The sequence below is a fragment of the Nocardioides aestuarii genome, from assembly GCF_039527245.1.
Taxonomy (GTDB): Bacteria; Actinomycetota; Actinomycetes; order Propionibacteriales; family Nocardioidaceae; genus Nocardioides; species Nocardioides aestuarii.
The window spans coordinates 2,911,604-2,927,359 of sequence record NZ_BAAAJT010000002.1 but is presented as its reverse complement, the minus strand read 5'-3'; the positions used below and the strand labels follow the sequence as shown (position 1 = coordinate 2,927,359).

Below are 15,756 nucleotides of genomic sequence, written 5' to 3'. Positions count from 1 at the left end.
CCGGCTCAGTCACTCCCGGTGACGGTCGGAGACCGTGATCAGGGGGTGTCGGGGACCTCGATGTCGCCGGACTTGATCTGGTCGGCGTAGTCGTCGATCTGGCCGATGGTGTCCTCGTCGAGGAAGTCACCCGACGTGGAGTAGCCCACGCCATCGGCGGCCAGGTCGTAGGTCTGGTAGCTCACCAGGGGCTCCTCGTCGGCGATCGACTGGACCATGTTGAAGGTCGCGGTGTCGACGCGCTTGAGCATCGAGGTGAGGATGTGCGGCTGCGCGTCGGCGGACGCGGTGAGGTACTGGTCGGAGTCGACACCGATCGCCCACATGCCGTCGCCGGCCTCGACCGCGGCGTCGAAGACACCGGCACCCGAGCCGCCTGCGGCGTGGTAGACCACGTCGGCGCCGCCGTCGTACATCGCCGTCGCGGCGGCCTTGCCGCCGGCCGGGTCGTTGAAGCCGGCCAGGTCGGACTCCTCGATGTACTGGACGTCGACCGTGATGTCCTTGCTGACCGCCTCGACACCGGCGACGTAGCCGGCCTCGAACTTCTGGATCAGCGGGGTGTTGACGCCGCCGACGAAGCCGACGTGGTCGGCCTCGGTGGTGAGCGCCGCGGCGACGCCGACGAGGAAGGAGCCCTCGTTCTCGGCGAAGCCGAGGTAGGCCACGTTGTCGTTGGGCTCGTCATCGGGGTCGAAGCCGTCGATGACCGCGAAGTTGACCTCCGGGTAGTCCGGGGCAACCGCGTTGGCGGCCTCGCTGTAGGCGAAGCCGACGCCGACGATGGGGTTGTGGCCCTCGTCGGCCAGCGTGCGCAGCCGGTCCTCGCGGGCCGACTCGGCCTCGCCGTCCTGGGCCTCGGCCTCGGTGCAGGTGGCGTCGAGCTCGTCGACGGCCTCCTTCATGCCGGCCGCAGCGGCGTCGTTGAAGGACTGGTCACCGCGACCGCCCACGTCGTAGGCGAGACCGACCTTGGGGCCGTCCCCGTCGCCCGCACACAGGTCCTCCGACGCGCTACCGCCGCCGCCGTTGGAACCCTCATCCTGGGCACAGCCGGCCAGCGCCACTACGAGCACTGCCGAGGCTGCACCGATCTTGGTCAGACGACGCAAGATGCCTCCTCCACTAGGCCGCGCCGCTGAACAGGCGCGGGAACACGCGCACACCCTAGTGTCGGGAGGTGCCCGCGCAAGGCCGCCCCAGGGATATTCGCGGGGTTGTTACCGAGTGGTGACCAAAGCGGTGACCGCCGCCTCGGCCAGCACCCGGGCGCCGATCGGGGTGGCGCGCTCGTCGACGGTCAGGTTGCCCTGGTGGAGGTCGTAGGTCGGCCCACCCGGGGTGCGGGTGCCGAGCCGGCCCATCGCACCCGGCACGCGCTCGACGAACCAGCCGAAGTCCTCCCCACCGAGGCTCTGGGCGGTCGGGACGTGCCCGTCCGTGCCGAGCACGCGGCGTACGGCGTCTCCGAGCAGGCGGGCCGACGCGTGGTCGTTGACGACCGGCGGGACTCCCCGCTTGTAGTCGATCTCGGCGGTCACGCCGTAGGGGGCCACGATCTCGTCGATCAGGACCCTCACCAGCGCCTCGGCGTCGGCCCAGGCCCCGGCATCGAGCATCCGGATGGTGCCCGCGGCGTAGCCGCCGCCGGGGATCACGTTGGGGGCCGAGCCGGCCCGGACCAGGCCCCAGACCACGCTCGCCCCGGCGCGGGGGTCGAGGCGGCGCGAGAGGATCGCCGGCAGCTCGACGACGAGCTTGCCGAGCGCGAAGGTGAGGTCCTCGGTGAGGTGGGGCCGGGAGGTGTGGCCGCCGCGACCCGCGAGTCGTACGGCGAGCGAGTCTGCCGCCCCGGTCAGGGCACCGTCACGCAGCCCGACCTCCCCGACGTCGAGGCTGGGGTCGCAGTGGAGCATGAAGATCTGGCGCACGTCGGCGAGGGCCCCCTGCTCGATCAGCCGCAGCGCGCCCCCCGGCATGACCTCCTCGGCCGGCTGGAAGAGCAGCCGCACGCGTCCCGGTAGCTGGCCCCGGTGGTGCACCTCGCTGAGGGCCAGGCCGGCCCCGACGAGGCCGGCGGTGTGGACGTCGTGGCCGCAGGCGTGGGCCACGCCCGGCACGGTGCTGGCCCACGGCAGCCCGGTGGTGTCCTCGACCGGTAGCGCGTCGAGGTCGGCACGCAGCGCGACCAGCGGTCCCTCGTCGCCGATGTCGACGAGCAGCCCGGTGCCCTCGAGGCGGCGTACGTCGGCGCCCGCGGCGGCCAGCCTCTCGGCGACCACCTCGGTGGTGCGGTGCTCGTCCCACGAGAGCTCGGGGTGGGCGTGGAGGTCACGACGGAGCTCGACGAGGTCGTCGGCGCACTTCTCGACGACGGCGTCGATGGTGCTGGAGGGGTCTGTGGTGGGGATCTGCATGTCCCGACGAGGTTAGTCCACCGACCTCACCGCCCACCGCCGAGTCCACCTGCTCCCCGCGACCCCGCGTGGGTCCGGGCGCGCGCCGGGGCGCGCACCCGGACCCGACGAGGCACCCGGTCAGGGCGCCAGCGTCCAGCGCAGCACCTTGCCGGCCGGCGGCCCGGAGCCGTCGCTGCCGAGGTCGGTGTCGGTGGCGTAGAGGGAGCCGTCGGCGACCTCGACGTCACCCACGAACGGCACCTGGGCGAACTCCGTGGTCGCCCCGTCGACCGGGATCTGCACGATGGAGCCCGCGAACAGCTGGGCGACGTAGGCCGTGCCGTCCGGCGTCATCGCCAGACCGGTCGGGCTGACGAGGCCGCGGCCGTAGACCGTGCGGGATCCGTCCTCGGGGTCGAAGCGGTAGATCCGGCCTGTCGGCAGGCCCTCGCCGGGCGCGCCGGGAAGTGAGGTGACGTAGAGAGCTCCGTCCGGACCCGTCTCGACGTCGGTCGGCACGCCCTCGGCGCGATAGGTCTTGCCGATCACGCACTTCGGCAGGCCGAACTCCCGCTTGATCGCCCGGGTGATCTCGACCCGGGTCGGGGGCAGGATGCCGATCGTCCTCGTGCCGCCGCCGTCGGGCACGGCGAGCACCGAGTTGCCGGCCGCGTCGGCGACGTAGGTGACGCCCTCGCCCCGCGCCGTGGCGTAGGGATGGGCCTCGATGATGCCCTGGTAGGGGCGCACGAACGGCGGCACCTGCTTGAGGCACCCGCGGCGGGCGACGAGGCCGTAGGTGTTGCCGGCGTCGGGGTTGACCCGCTTCTCGTAGCGGTACAGGTTCGCCAGCTTCGTCGGGCCCTCCGCGCCCTCGGCCAGCGACCAGAGGTGGGCGTTCGGCCTGCGCCGGGTGCCGCCCGTGGTGGCGAAGACGGCGCCGTCGGCGGTTGCGGACACGGCTCCGACCTCGGCGCCGTCGGGGTGGGCGAAGACGACCACCGGGTCGCCGCCGCCGGACGGGACGCGGGTGAGCAGACCGGCGAAGTTCTGCGACACGTAGATGTCGCCGTCACCCGCGACAGCGACGCTGAGCGGGGTGACGAGGCCGCCGGCGACGACCTCGGGCTCGACGCCGGCCTGGGCGGGCGCGATCGTCGATCCGATCAGGGCGATGGCCGTGGCGGCCACCGCGAGCGGGGTGCTGCGCTTGTTCAGACGCATGGTGCTGGTTCCCTCCGTTGGTGTGGATGCCACGGAGGCTCCCGCGCACCGCGTCCCGCCGGACAGGGACTGCTGTCCCGGTCGTGACGGGACGCCTCCCCGAGCCGTGAGGGCCCCCGCCGTCACCGGCAGTCTGGTGGTCCCTGACAGCGCTCGGCATACCCACTTCAGGGGCAGTTCGCGCCGTTCACTCCCCCACGCGGTCGTACGCCGCGAGCAGCTCGTCGGCCGCCAGCGGGGCGGTCAGCTCGCCGGCCAGCACGCGGCGGCGTACGTCCTCCCGGACCGCGGCGACCCCGGGTGAGCGGCGCAGCCGGTCGGCGAGCTCGTCGCGCACGAGGGACCAGGTGAAGTCGAGCTGCTGCTCGGCCCGCTTGCGGGCCAGGCCGTCAGCACCCAGGTGCTCGCGGTGGGCCTCGACCCGCTGCCAGACGTCGTCGACGCCGTCGCCGGTCAGCCCGGAGCAGGTGACGACGGGGGGCGCCCACTCGCCGTGCCCCCGGACCAGCCGGAGCGCCCCGGCGAGCTCGCGGGCCGCGGAGCGGGCCTCGCCCGCTCTGTCCGAACCACCCTGGTCGTCTGCCTTGTTCACCGCGATCACGTCGGCGATCTCGAGGATGCCCTTCTTGATGCCCTGGAGCTGGTCGCCGGTGCGGGCGAGGGTGAGGAAGAGGAAGCTGTCGACCATCCCGGCGACGGTGACCTCGGACTGGCCGACGCCGACCGTCTCGACGAGGACGACGTCGTAGCCACCCGCCTCGAGGACCTGCATCGCCTGGCTGGTGGCACGGGCGACGCCGCCGAGGGTGCCGGCGGAGGGCGACGGCCTCACGAAGGCATCCGGATCGGTCGCCAGCCGGCCCATCCGGGTCTTGTCGCCGAGGACCGACCCGCCGGTCCGCACGCTGGACGGGTCGACCGCGAGCACGCCGACCCGGTGGCCCGCGGCGGTCAGCCGGGTGCCGAGCTGCTCGATGAACGTCGACTTCCCGACGCCGGGCACGCCGGAGATGCCCACGCGCACGGCGGTCGTCGACCGCTCGGGCTCGAGCAGGCCGAGCAGCTCGCGCGCCAGCGCCCGGTGGGCCGGCTTGCTCGACTCCATGAGCGTGATCGCCCGGGAGACCGACGCGCGCTGCCGCGCGCGGACCCCTTCGGCGAGCGCCGCGACGTCGACCACCGGCGTCAGGCCCCGTGGCCGAGCTGCTCCGACAGCGCGTGGAGCAGGTCGAGCGCCGACTCGGCGATGACCGTGCCGGGCAGGAACACCGCAGCCGCGCCCATCTCCTTCAGCGTCGGGACGTCGTCGGGCGGGATCACGCCGCCGACGACGACCATCACGTCCTCGCGACCGAGCCCGGCCAGCGCCGATCGCAGCTGCGGCAGCAGCGCGAGGTGGCCGGCGGCCAGCGAGGAGATGCCGACGATGTGCACGTCGGCGTCGACCGCCTGCTGCGCGACCTCCTCGGGCGTGGAGAACAGCGGTCCCACGTCGACGTCGAAGCCCATGTCGGCGAAGGCGGAGACGACGACCTTCTGCCCGCGGTCGTGGCCGTCCTGGCCCATCTTGGCGACCAGGATCCGCGGCCGGCGTCCCTCGTGCTCCTCGAACTCCGCCGCAGCCTCGATGACCCGCTGCACGGGACCGTCGCTGCCGGACTCGTCGCGGTACACGCCCGAGATCGTACGGATCACGGCCTGGTGGCGGCCGTAGACCTTCTCGAGCGCGCCGGAGATCTCCCCGACCGTCGCCTTCGCCCGCGCCGCTCCGACCGCGAGCTCGAGCAGGTTGCCCTCGCCGCTCTCGGCCGCGCCGGTCAGGGCGTGCAGCGCGTCCTCGACCTCGCGGTCGTCGCGCTCGGCCCGCAGCCGCTCGAGCTTGGCGACCTGCTGGCGGTAGACGTCGTCGTTGTCGACCTTGAGGACGTCGAGCCGGTCCTCGGCCGCGAGCCGGAACGTGTTGACGCCGATCAGCTGCTGCTGTCCGGAGTCGAGCCGGGCCTGGGTGCGGGCCGCGGCCTCCTCGATCCGCATCTTCGGGATGCCCTGCTCGATGGCGGCGGCCATGCCGCCGGCCTGCTCGGCCTCCTGGATGTGGCCCCAGGCCCGCTCGGCGAGGTCGTGGGTCAGCCGCTCGACGTAGTAGGACCCGGCCCACGGGTCGATGGTGTGGGTCGTCCCGCTCTCCTGCTGGAGCAGCAGCTGGGTGTTGCGGGCGATCCGCGCCGAGAAGTCGGTCGGCAGCGCGATCGCCTCGTCGAGCGCGTTGGTGTGGAGGCTCTGCGTGTGTCCCTGGGTGGCGGCCATCGCCTCGATGCAGGTACGGCCGACGTTGTTGAAGACGTCCTGGGCGGTCAGGGACCAGCCCGAGGTCTGGCAGTGGGTGCGCAGGCTGAGCGACTTGGGGTTCTGGGGGTCGAACTGGCGCACGAGCCGGGCCCAGATCGCCCGGGCCGCGCGCATCTTCGCGACCTCCATGAAGAAGTTCATGCCGATCGCCCAGAAGAACGACAGCCGCGGGGCGAACCGGTCGATCTCGAGGCCGGCGTCGAGGCCCGCGCGGAGGTACTCCACGCCGTCGGCAAGCGTGTAGGCGAGCTCGAGGTCGGCGGTCGCCCCGGCCTCCTGCATGTGGTAGCCGGAGATCGAGATCGAGTTGAAGCGCGGCATCCGCTCGGCGGTGAAGGCGAAGATGTCGGAGATGATCCGCATGCTCGGCGCCGGCGGGTAGATGTAGGTGTTGCGGACCATGAACTCCTTGAGGATGTCGTTCTGGATGGTCCCCGCGAGCAGCTCCGGCTTCACCCCCTGCTCCTCGGCCGCCGCGACGTAGAGCGCCATGACCGGCAGCACCGCGCCGTTCATCGTCATCGACACCGACATCTGGTCGAGCGGGATGCCCTCGAAGAGCGTCCGGGCGTCGTAGATCGAGTCGATCGCCACGCCCGCCATGCCGACGTCGCCACGCACCCGCGGGTGGTCGGAGTCGTAGCCGCGGTGGGTCGCGAGGTCGAAGGCGACGCTGAGCCCCTTCTGGCCGGCCGCGAGGTTGCGGCGGTAGAACGCGTTGGACTCCTCGGCGGTCGAGAACCCGGCGTACTGCCGGACCGTCCACGGCTGGGTCGTGTACATCGTCGGGTAGGGCCCCCGCAGGAACGGGCTCAGCCCCGGCCAGGTGTCCAGCGCATCGAGCCCCTCGAGGTGCTCGGGACCGTACGACGGCAGGATCTCGATCCCCTCGGGGCTCAGCCACGGCTCGCCGGCTGCCGGCGCAGCGGCCGACCCACCGCTCGCGAGGTCGAGGCCGGCGAAGCTCTCCGGGACGCTCATGACAGCCGCTCCTTGGTCCTGGTCAGGAAGTCGAGGGCGTCGACGCCGAGCGCGCAGGAGTCGTCGGCCCAGTCGCGCGGTCTGCCCGCGACCACCACCCAGCCGACCCCGGCCTCGCGGAGCGACGCCGCCCGCGCGGCTCCCTCCTCGTCGTACGCCGCGTCGGTGCCGGCCACGACGGCGACGCGTGCCCCGTCGGGCTCGGAGGTCACGGCGATGCCGCCGGCCGCCAGCAGGTTGGTGGCGAAGGTGGCGCGGGCCGTGTGGGCCGACACCGGGCCGAGCGTCGCCAGCAGCACCGGCGAGGTCGCCGGCTCGGCGCGCAGCGCCTCGAAGGCGGCACCCCAGCGCCGCACGTCGTCGCCCTCGCCCGACCGCTCCGGGAGCGTCTCGGCGAGGTTCGGGAACTCGGTCAGGCCGGTCAGCGGCTGCTTCCGCGTCGCGACCGCCCGGTCGCGCGCGGCCACCGTCTCGGCCACCCGGGCGTCGAACGCGTCGAGCCCGTCGGCCTCGATCCGCCCCAGCTCGGCCCAGGCGGCGACCGCCAGGTCGTCGGTCAGCTTCTCCACGGCGTAGGACCCGCCGGCCGGGTCGGCGACCCGGCCGAGGTGTGACTCGCTCATCAGCAGGTGGGAGGTGTTGCGGGCGATCCGGCGCCCGAACGCGTCCGGCTCGCCCAGCGGGCTGTCGAAGGGCACCACCGTGACCGCGTCCGCGCCGGCCACGCCCGCGGCGAACGCCGCGACCGTCGTGCGCAGCATGTTGACCCAGGGGTCGTAGCGGCTCAGCATCGCGCGGCTGGTCACGACGTGGAGCCGCATCGGCACCGGGGCGTCGACGCCGCTGAGCTCCTGCATCCGCGCCCACAGCCGACGCACGGCGCGCAGCTTGGCGATGGTCGGGAACTGGTGGTCGGTCGCGGACAGGCGGAACTCCACGAGGCCCGCGGCCTCGTCGACGCTGAACCCGGCGCCCGACAGGGTCCGGAGGTATGCCGCCGCGTCGGCCAGCACCCGGCCGAGCTCCTGCACGTCGGAGGCCCCCGCGTCGTGCACGGCGGTGCCGTCGACGACGGCCGCCAGGACGCCGGCGTCGCGGGCCAGTCGGGCGACCTCGACCAGGTCGGCGCCGGTGGCGGCGACCCCGAGGTTCGTGCCGTCGGCGGGAGTGGTGTCGGCGAGCACCGCCAGGAACGCCCGGGCCGAGGTCGCGTCGCCGGCGTCGACGACCACCGGGGCGAGGTCGAGCAGCACCCCCTCGAGGAGCGCCTCGAGGTCGGCGGTCGCGGGAACGGTCAGCGCGGTGGCACCGGTGTCGAGGTCGGCGAGGGCGGTCTCGTTGTCGGCGACCCGGGTGCGGACGTGCCAGCCGGCCGCGCGCGTGGGGCGGCCGGACGTGGTGAGCTCCTCGAGCAGGTCGGGAGTGCCGAGCGGCGGGACGGCGAGGCCGTCGAGAGTGGTGCGGGTCAGGCGCTCCCAGACGAGGTCGTCCCCGTCGTCCTCGGCCAGCCGGCCGGCCTTGCGCAGCACGGCCGCGGCGGCGGCCTCCCAGTCGGCGCGGGTGTGGTCGTCGGCCGGGTCGGCGAGCGCGAGCGAGCCCTGGTCGGGCTCCAGCTCGGTCGGCTCGTCGAGCCCGCCCTCGACGGACGCATCGGTAGGCATGGGGCGAACGATAGGAGGGGGCCCGGACCGGGGGCCACCGAGTGTGATGTTTCCCCGCCCCCACGGCCGTAGGCTCCGGGCGTGACCGAGGACATCGACGGCGGGATCGACGAGGGCACGGGCGTGCGGCTGCGCCCCCTCCGTGAGGGCGACGCACCGCGGCTGCTCGAGATGCTGCACGACCCCGACCAGCAGCGCTGGGGTTCACCGGCGTTCGTGCCGCTGCCCGCCGACGTGGCCGAGCTGGCCGAGCGGATCGCCGCCTCCTCGCGGGCGTGGGCCGACCGCCAGCCCGGCACCCTGGCGATCACCGACGCGGACGACGTCTTCCTCGGCGACATCTCCTGGCGTTGGTCGGCCTCGGAGCGGATGGCGGTCGCCGACCTCGGCTACGTCGTGCACCCCGACGCCCGCGGCCGCGGTGTCGGCCGCCGGGCGATCGTGCTCCTCACCCGCTGGCTGATGGACCCCGACGGGCGCGGCCTGGCGCGAGTCCAGCTCGACCACAGCACCGAGAACGAGGCGTCGTGCCGGGTCGCGCTCGCCGCCGGGTTCGAGCGCGAGGGCGTCCGCCGCGGGTTCCTGCCGTTGCGCGGACCCGACGGCGTCGTACGCCGCCACGACGTGTGCCTGCACGGCACGGTGGTCCAGCCCACCGGTTGAGCTCGGACCGAATCCCTTGTCGCGGAGCGCCGCGAGCCCCACCCTGACCTCATGAAGAGCCTGCTCGGGGCGCTCGCCCTCGTCACCCTGATGGGTGCCGGCGCGTGGTCGAGCGACGCCCTCAGCGGGTTCGACGCCCCCGACCGTGGCCGCCACCAGCGCGAGCACGCCGAGGACCGGGCGGCCGACAGGGCGGAGAGGGCCGAGCGGAAGGCCGAGAAGGCGGACCGGACCGAGGCTCAGGAGAAGGACCAGGAGAAGGCCCGGGAGAAGGACGGGAAGGCCGGGGAGAAGGCCGACAAGCCGGAGCACCCCCACGGCCCGCCGGGGCAGCAGCAGCGTGGTCGTGGCGAGCCGCCACCCTGGTCCGGCGGACCGGAGCAGCGCACCGAGGAGCCCCCAGGGCTGGCGGGCAAGCCGGCCGACCACCCTGCGAAAGCCCACAGGCGTCCCTGACCTGCGGGGCTGATACTTCTCGCATGCCCAGCACCACCCAGTGGGTCACCTTCCTGGTGGCCTCGCTGCTCTTCATCCAGGTCCCCGGCCCGAGCCTGCTCTTCACCCTCGGCCGGGCGCTGACCGTCAGCCTGCGCGACGCGCTGCTGTCGGTCGTCGGCAACGCCCTTGGCCTGCTGGCCCAGGTCGCGCTGGTCGCGGTGGGGCTCGGCGCCGTCGTCGCCGCCAGCGCGAGCGCCTACACGGTGCTCAAGGTCGCCGGGGCGGCCTACGTCGTGTGGCTGGGCGTGCAGGCCATCCGCCACCGCTCCGACGCCCGTACCGCCCTGCTGGCCGGGACGAAGCCGCCCGAGCGCACCGGCCAGGCGCTGCGCACCGGCTTCGTCGTGGGTGCCAGCAACCCCAAGACGATCGTCTTCTTCGTCGCGTTCCTGCCCCAGTTCCTCGACGACGGGGCCGCGGCGGCGCCGCAGGTGCTGGCGCTCGGGCTGGCCTTCGGGGCGCTGGCCGTGCTGTCGGACGGGATGTGGGCGACGGTCGCGGGCTCCGCGCGGCGCTGGTTCGCCCGCAAGCCGCAGCGCCTCGACGCGATGGGCGCGGCCGGCGGCGTGATGATGATCGGCCTCGGCGCGACCCTCGCGGCCACCGAGTAGCCGTCAGCGGCGGTGGACCCGGGCCTCCCACGGACCCAGGACGAACCCGTCGTGCGAGGGCGACGCGCGGTTGCAGAGCACCAGCTCTGCGGACGCCCACGCCTCGGCGTCCGGCACGTCAGCCACCACGCCGTCCTCGCTGGAGGCGTTGACGACGACGAGCAGCTCCCGGCCCTCGTGGCGACGTACGAACGCGACGACCTGCTCGTGGTCGGCCAGCACCGGGACGGTCTCGCCGTGGACGACCACCGGCTCCTCGTGCCGCAGCGCGATCAGCGCCCGGTGGTGCTCGAGCACCGACCCGGCGACGCCGACCTGGGCGGCGACGTTGACGGTCGCGTGGTCCGGGCTGGCGGGCAGCCACGGGTCGGCGGTGGAGAACCCGGCGTGCGGCGAGTCGTCCCACTGGACCGGCGTCCGCGCGTTGTCCCGCGACTTGTGGCGGATCCGCCCCATCGCCTCCTCGGGCGGCAGCCCGGCGTCGAGCAGGTCCTGATAGGCGTTGATCGACTCGACGTCGCGGCAGTGGGAGATGTCGGGCAGGGGCGTGTTCGCCATCCCGATCTCGTCGCCCTGATAGACGTACGGCGTGCCGCGCAACAGGTGGAGCATCGTCGCCAGCGCGGTCGCCGACGCCTCCCGGTGCTCGGGTGAGTCGTCGCCGAACCGGCTGACGAGCCGCGGCTGGTCGTGGTTGCCGAGGTAGAGGCTGTTCCACCCCGCCTCCGCGAGCCCCTCCTGCCACCGGAACAGCGACTCCTTCAGGTCGCGCACCGTCATCGGAACGATGTCCCACTTCCCCTGCGGTCCGGAGTCGAGGTCGACGTGCTCGAACTGGAAGACCATGTCGACCTCCGCACGCGCGGGGTCGGTGTAGAGCCGCGCCTGGTCGACCGAGGTCGCGGGGGTCTCTCCCACGGTCAGCAGCCCGGCCGGCCGGTGCGCGAAGACCTCGCGATGCATCTCCTGGAGGTAGTCGTGGACGCGCGGCCCGTTGAGGACGTAGGGGCCCTGGTCGCCGTAGACACGGGTGTTGATGGGCCCCCCGTTGCCACCGACCTCGCCGTCGAGCAGACCGGGCGATCCCGGGACGGTGACCTTGGAGATCAGGTTGATGACGTCCATCCGGAAGCCGTCGACCCCGCGGTCGAGCCACCAGTTCATCATCGAGTAGACGGCCTGCCGCACCTCCGGGTTCTCCCAGTTCAGGTCGGGCTGGCTCTCGGCGAAGATGTGGAGGTAGTACTCCCCCGTCGCCTCGTCCCAGGCCCAGGCGGACCCGGAGAAGACCGAGCCCCAGTTGGTCGGCTCGGCCCCCGGCTCGCCGCCGGTGCGCCCCGGCCGGGGTGGGCGCCACCAGTACCAGTCGCGCTTGGGGTTGTCGCGACTCGAGCGCGACTCCTCGAACCACGCGTGCGCGCTGGAGGTGTGGTTGACGACCAGGTCCATCACCAGCTTCATCCCCCGGGCGTGGAGGTCCTCGATCAACCCGTCGAGGTCCTCGAGCGTCCCGAAGAGCGGGTCGACGTCGTAGTAGTCGCTGATGTCGTAGCCGTTGTCGTCCATCGGCGAGCGGTAGACCGGGCTCAGCCAGACGACGTCGACCCCGAGGTGCTCGAGGTGGTCGAGGCGCTGCCGGATCCCCGGGATGTCGCCGACGCCGTCACCGTTCCCGTCCATGAAGCTGCGCGGGTAGACCTGGTAGACCACCGCCGACTTCCACCAGTCGCGGGCCACGACGTCTGGGTTGCTCGTCATGACCCGCGACCCTACGGGTGGCTCAGCCCCGCCCGCGAGACCCCTCCACCGCCTGGACCGCGAGGTCCGGCTGGTCGGAGAAGACGCCGTCGAGCCCGGTCCTCAGGAAGGTGCGGACCTCGGCGACGAGGTCGCCGTGCTCCGCCGGACCGCCGTCGGAGCGGAAGTCGGCCGGCAGGAAGGTGTTCTCGGCCCGGAAGGTCCAGGCATGGGCGACGAGGCCGGCGCGGTGGGCGTCCTTGACGACGCGGGTCGGGCGGCCGAGGCTGCCGTCGGCCTTCCGCGGGATGACCAGGTCCTTGCAGAGGCCCACACCGTCGGCGTAGGTCGCGACCGCCCGCAGACCGGCCCGGGTCGCCATCTCGGCGTACGGCGTTCCGGGCCGGTCGGCGGGGGCGCCGCTGCAGTTCGTCAGCTGCGCGAGGGTCACGTCGGTCAGGGCGTCGAGCTCCTGCAGGTTGCCCACCTCGAAGCTCTGCACGATCACCCGGTCGTCCTCGTCGGTGTAGCCGTTGGCCTCGAGGCTCTCGACCAGGGGCTGCTCCAGCGACAGGCCGATCGAGTCGAAATAGCTCGGGTGCTTCGTCTCGGGGTAGATCCCGACCGGCTCGCCGTCGCAGGTCTCGCTCGCCTGCGCGAGGTCGATGACCTCCTGCAGCGTCGGGATCGCGAAGCGGCCGTCGTAGGCGGTGTTGGCGGGCCGCACCTGCGGGATCCGCTCCTCCGCGCGCAGCGTCGAGAGCTCGGCGTAGGTGAAGTCCTCGGTGAACCAGCCGGTGACCGACGCGCCGTCGATGACCTTCGTGGTCCGGCGGTCGGCGAACTCGGGATGGTCCTCAACGTCGGTCGTCCCGCCGATCTCGTTCTCGTGTCGCGCGACCAGGACGCCGTCGGCGGTCGAGACCAGGTCGGGCTCGAGGTAGTCGGCGCACTGCTCGATCGCAAGCTCGTAGGACGCCAGCGTGTGCTCCGGGCGGTAGCCGCTGGCACCGCGGTGGCCGATCACGATCGGCTCGGAGCGGCTGCCGGCGTGGCCGGGCTGGCCGTGGCCACCCGCGGCGGCGGCGGTCCCACCCGGGAGCAGGACGGCGACGAGCGCGGCGACAGGGAGCGCGGCGACGGCCGCGACGAGGGGACGTGGGTTGTTCCGAGAGGTCATGGCCCGACCCCAGCGCCGCCGGGCGACCGGTTCTCGACGTTTCGGTGACGAAGGGGCGAAGACCGGGGCATCATCCGACCTCGTGACGATTCCCGCCGGCTGGTACGACGACCCGCGCGACCGCACCCGCCACCGCTGGTGGGACGGCGCGGAGTGGACCCCGTGGGAGCGGATCGACGCCCCGGCGGAGGCCGAGCGCCACCTCTGGTCACGCCCCGGGGTCGGGCGCGGGTGGACCGTCCTCGCCAACGTCCTGCAGGTCCTCTTCACCGTCCAGGTCGTCGTCGCGGCGTTGACGGTCGTGACCTACTGGCAGCTGCGGGCCGAGCTCACCGTCGGCATCGAGCGGCCCCGCGCGATGGACGCGGGGGTGCTGGACACGGTCGCCGGTGCGGAGACGCCGCTGCTCGTCGCGATGGTCGCGACCGCGCTGACGTCCTACGTGCTCTTCATCATCTGGCTCTACCGGGGCTACCGGAGCAACCGGGTCGACGCAGCCCGGCTCCCACGCGGTGCGGGCTGGGCCATCGGCGCCTGGTTCATCCCCCTGGTCAACCTCGTGCTCCCTGCCCTGGTCGTCCACGACCTCAACCAGGCCAGCCGGCCGCTGGGCGAGTCGCGCGCCGGCCTGGTCACCACCTGGTGGGTGGCCTTCCTCGCGTGGGGCTTCCTCATCCAGGCCGGCGGGCCGCTCCCCGACGACGACCTGCCCGTGCGTGAATACCTCCGCCAGCTCCAGGGTTCGGTCGACCTGACCCTGGCCGGTGAGGCCGTCGGCATCGTGGCCTCGGTCCTCGGGGTGCTGCTGGTGCGCCGGCTGACCCACCAGGTGCGCACCTCGCCGTACGGGCCGCGGCGCAGCGAGCCGCTGCCCGAGGTCAGCGCGAGCTGAGCCAGTCCTCGAGCGCCTCGGCGACGACGTCGTCCCGGGTACGACCGCTGTCGCGGACGGCGGCGCCGAGAGCGGCCTCCAGCCGGGCCGGGACGCGGACGGCGGCGCCCGGCTCGTCAGGTCGGCGGTTGCCGAAGACGGCGAGCGCGAGGGTCGTGAGCGTGCCGAGGACGTCGAGGATCGCGATGACGCCGAGCGCCCGGAAGACGACGTCGCCGTCAGGCTCGGTGAGGATCGTCGCGGTGATGATGCCGGCCAGGGCGACGGCGAGCGCGACGGTCGGCCACAGCACGGTCTGGAGGCGGCGACGGTCGCCGGCGACCCCGAGCAGGAGCGAGAGCTGGGCCAGGGTCAGGGCGACGGTGAGCCCGATGCCGAAGGTCTTGAAGGTGGCCTCGGTGTCCCAGGCGTCACTGTTCCACGTGAGCAGCAGCGCGATCGTGGCCGGAAGGAGGACGGCGACGCCACCGACGGCGCCGACGACCTGGAACCGGGAGCCGGCGGTGGCGAGGTAGCAGAGCATCGCGACGCTGGTGCAGCCGACGATGAGCGTCGTGAGCAGGACCTGGCCCTCGCGCTCACCGAAGGCCCCGCCCCCGAGCAGGGCGACGATGCCCATGAGAGCGGCGATGGAGAAGGAGCCCAGTGTCAGCCAGACGACGACCCGGCGGACGGGGGCCGTGGGGGTGTTGCGGGGTGCCGCGGGGCGGCTCGGGGCGGCGGTCTCGGTCATGCCTCCAGTGTCCTGCGCCACACGCCCGCAGGGCATGAGTCCGAGTGCTCAGGGTGTCGGGACCTCGGTCACCAGCCGGCGACGTGGTCGACGGTCATCGACGGCACGAGGTGGTCGTCCGCACCGGTCGACCACTCCGGGAAGTCGAAGACCGCGACCATCAGCTGGAGCGGGTACGTCGGAGGGCGCGGGCAGCGGCGCACCTCGTCGCCGTCGACGGTGAACACCGCGGCCTCGGCGTCCCAGTCGACCGCGTAGGTGTGGGGCTCGGCGACGTCGATCGGCAGTCGCGGGGCGTCGAAGTCCTGGTCGAGCGCCGGGTCACGGAAGGCCTTGATGCCGACTCCCACCTCGGCCGAGCCGTCCTGCACCGACCGGCCGAACACCTCCACCACGCAGAGCTCCCCGCAGCGGAGCTGCTCCTCGTCGTCCTCGAACCCCGACATCCACAGGGCCGCCATCGAGCGCGGCGAGAGGTCCATCGCACAGCGGATCTCGACGTGGCCCGACGAGGGCAGCCACCCCTCGAAGCGCGACTGCTCCTCCCTCACGACCTGCCCCTCGCGGAAGCGCTGCTGCCCGCGGGTCGAGCCGACCGGCCCCGACCAGCTGCCCGACTGGAGGCCGGACACTCGCAGCGGCGGCTCGTGGTCGCCGGGGCACCACACCGGGTGGTCGACCGGGACGTCGAGGACGAGAGCCCCGTCCGCGACCCGGTGGCTGGCGGCGGTGGCCGCCCGGGACGACCAGGCGGGCAGGTAGTGGGGCAGCCAGACGGAGGCGTCGAGGGTGGCCCCGTCGAAGTCGTCGCGGAGGGGCGCGCCCACG

14 protein-coding genes are annotated in these 15,756 nt (G+C 73.3%); 4 read left to right on the top strand and 10 right to left on the bottom strand.

The genetic code is table 11. From position 1 onward, the window contains the following. Window positions 1–38 precede the first annotated feature (38 nt). The 6 genes from ABD091_RS14735 to ABD091_RS14710 all read right to left on the bottom strand — a co-directional run bounded on the left by ABD091_RS14735 (window position 39) and on the right by ABD091_RS14710 (window position 8,614). Window positions 39–1,112: a BMP family lipoprotein gene (locus ABD091_RS14735; RefSeq protein WP_343919742.1), complete on the bottom strand. Its 1,074-nt coding sequence runs from the start codon at window positions 1,110–1,112 to the stop codon at window positions 39–41. A gap of 108 nt (window positions 1,113–1,220) precedes the next feature. Further along, entirely contained in the window at window positions 1,221–2,417 is a 1,197-nt protein-coding gene (locus ABD091_RS14730; RefSeq protein ID WP_343919740.1) for an amidohydrolase, read from the bottom strand. A gap of 120 nt (window positions 2,418–2,537) precedes the next feature. Then, window positions 2,538–3,623 carry a ScyD/ScyE family protein gene (locus tag ABD091_RS14725; protein ID WP_343919738.1) on the bottom strand — a complete coding sequence of 362 codons (1,086 nt, stop codon included), beginning with the start codon at window positions 3,621–3,623 and terminating at the stop codon, window positions 2,538–2,540. A 187-nt stretch (window positions 3,624–3,810) separates the two neighbouring features. Beyond that, window positions 3,811–4,803: a methylmalonyl Co-A mutase-associated GTPase MeaB gene (gene meaB / locus ABD091_RS14720; RefSeq protein ID WP_343919736.1), complete on the bottom strand. Its 993-nt coding sequence runs from the start codon at window positions 4,801–4,803 to the stop codon at window positions 3,811–3,813. 5 nt (window positions 4,804–4,808) lie between these two features. Next, entirely contained in the window at window positions 4,809–6,953 is a 2,145-nt protein-coding gene (gene scpA, locus ABD091_RS14715; protein WP_343919734.1) for a methylmalonyl-CoA mutase, read from the bottom strand. Continuing rightward, complete coding sequence (locus ABD091_RS14710; protein WP_343919732.1) at window positions 6,950–8,614, bottom strand: methylmalonyl-CoA mutase family protein; 1,665 nt, start codon at window positions 8,612–8,614, stop codon at window positions 6,950–6,952. Before ABD091_RS14710 ends, scpA begins: the two co-directional genes overlap by 4 nt. An 81-nt stretch (window positions 8,615–8,695) precedes the next feature. On the opposite strand from ABD091_RS14710, the gene ABD091_RS14705 reads away from it, so the two are divergent. From ABD091_RS14705 to ABD091_RS14695, 3 genes are read left to right on the top strand one after another with little or no spacing between them, the layout of a single operon-like run. Then, window positions 8,696–9,277, top strand: a complete 582-nt coding sequence (locus ABD091_RS14705; RefSeq protein ID WP_343919730.1) for a GNAT family N-acetyltransferase — start codon at window positions 8,696–8,698, stop codon at window positions 9,275–9,277. 51 nt (window positions 9,278–9,328) lie between these two features. Then, entirely contained in the window at window positions 9,329–9,733 is a 405-nt protein-coding gene (locus ABD091_RS14700) for a hypothetical protein (protein ID WP_343919728.1), read from the top strand. Window positions 9,734–9,756: 23 nt separating this feature from the next. After that, window positions 9,757–10,386: a LysE family translocator gene (locus tag ABD091_RS14695; protein ID WP_343919726.1), complete on the top strand. Its 630-nt coding sequence runs from the start codon at window positions 9,757–9,759 to the stop codon at window positions 10,384–10,386. 3 nt (window positions 10,387–10,389) lie between these two features. Here ABD091_RS14695 and ABD091_RS14690 read toward each other — a convergent pair whose 3' ends face one another. After that, window positions 10,390–12,144 carry a glycoside hydrolase family 13 protein gene (locus ABD091_RS14690; RefSeq protein WP_343919724.1) on the bottom strand — a complete coding sequence of 585 codons (1,755 nt, stop codon included), beginning with the start codon at window positions 12,142–12,144 and terminating at the stop codon, window positions 10,390–10,392. 22 nt (window positions 12,145–12,166) lie between these two features. Continuing rightward, window positions 12,167–13,303 (bottom strand): glycerophosphodiester phosphodiesterase, encoded by a 1,137-nt coding sequence (locus tag ABD091_RS14685; protein ID WP_343919722.1) that lies wholly within the window; start codon window positions 13,301–13,303, stop codon window positions 12,167–12,169. 82 nt (window positions 13,304–13,385) lie between these two features. Here ABD091_RS14685 and ABD091_RS14680 point away from each other — a divergent pair, with 82 nt between their 5' ends. Continuing rightward, entirely contained in the window at window positions 13,386–14,195 is an 810-nt protein-coding gene (locus tag ABD091_RS14680) for a DUF4328 domain-containing protein (RefSeq protein WP_343919720.1), read from the top strand. Here the strand turns inward: ABD091_RS14680 and ABD091_RS14675 are convergent. After that, entirely contained in the window at window positions 14,182–14,928 is a 747-nt protein-coding gene (locus ABD091_RS14675) for a hypothetical protein (RefSeq protein ID WP_343919718.1), read from the bottom strand. The two genes, ABD091_RS14680 and ABD091_RS14675, sit on opposite strands and share 14 nt — an antisense overlap. A 68-nt stretch (window positions 14,929–14,996) precedes the next feature. Next, window positions 14,997–15,755, bottom strand: coding sequence for a glycoside hydrolase family 16 protein (locus ABD091_RS14670; protein WP_343919716.1), 759 nt, complete (start codon window positions 15,753–15,755; stop codon window positions 14,997–14,999). Between the last annotated feature and the right edge of the window lies 1 nt (window position 15,756).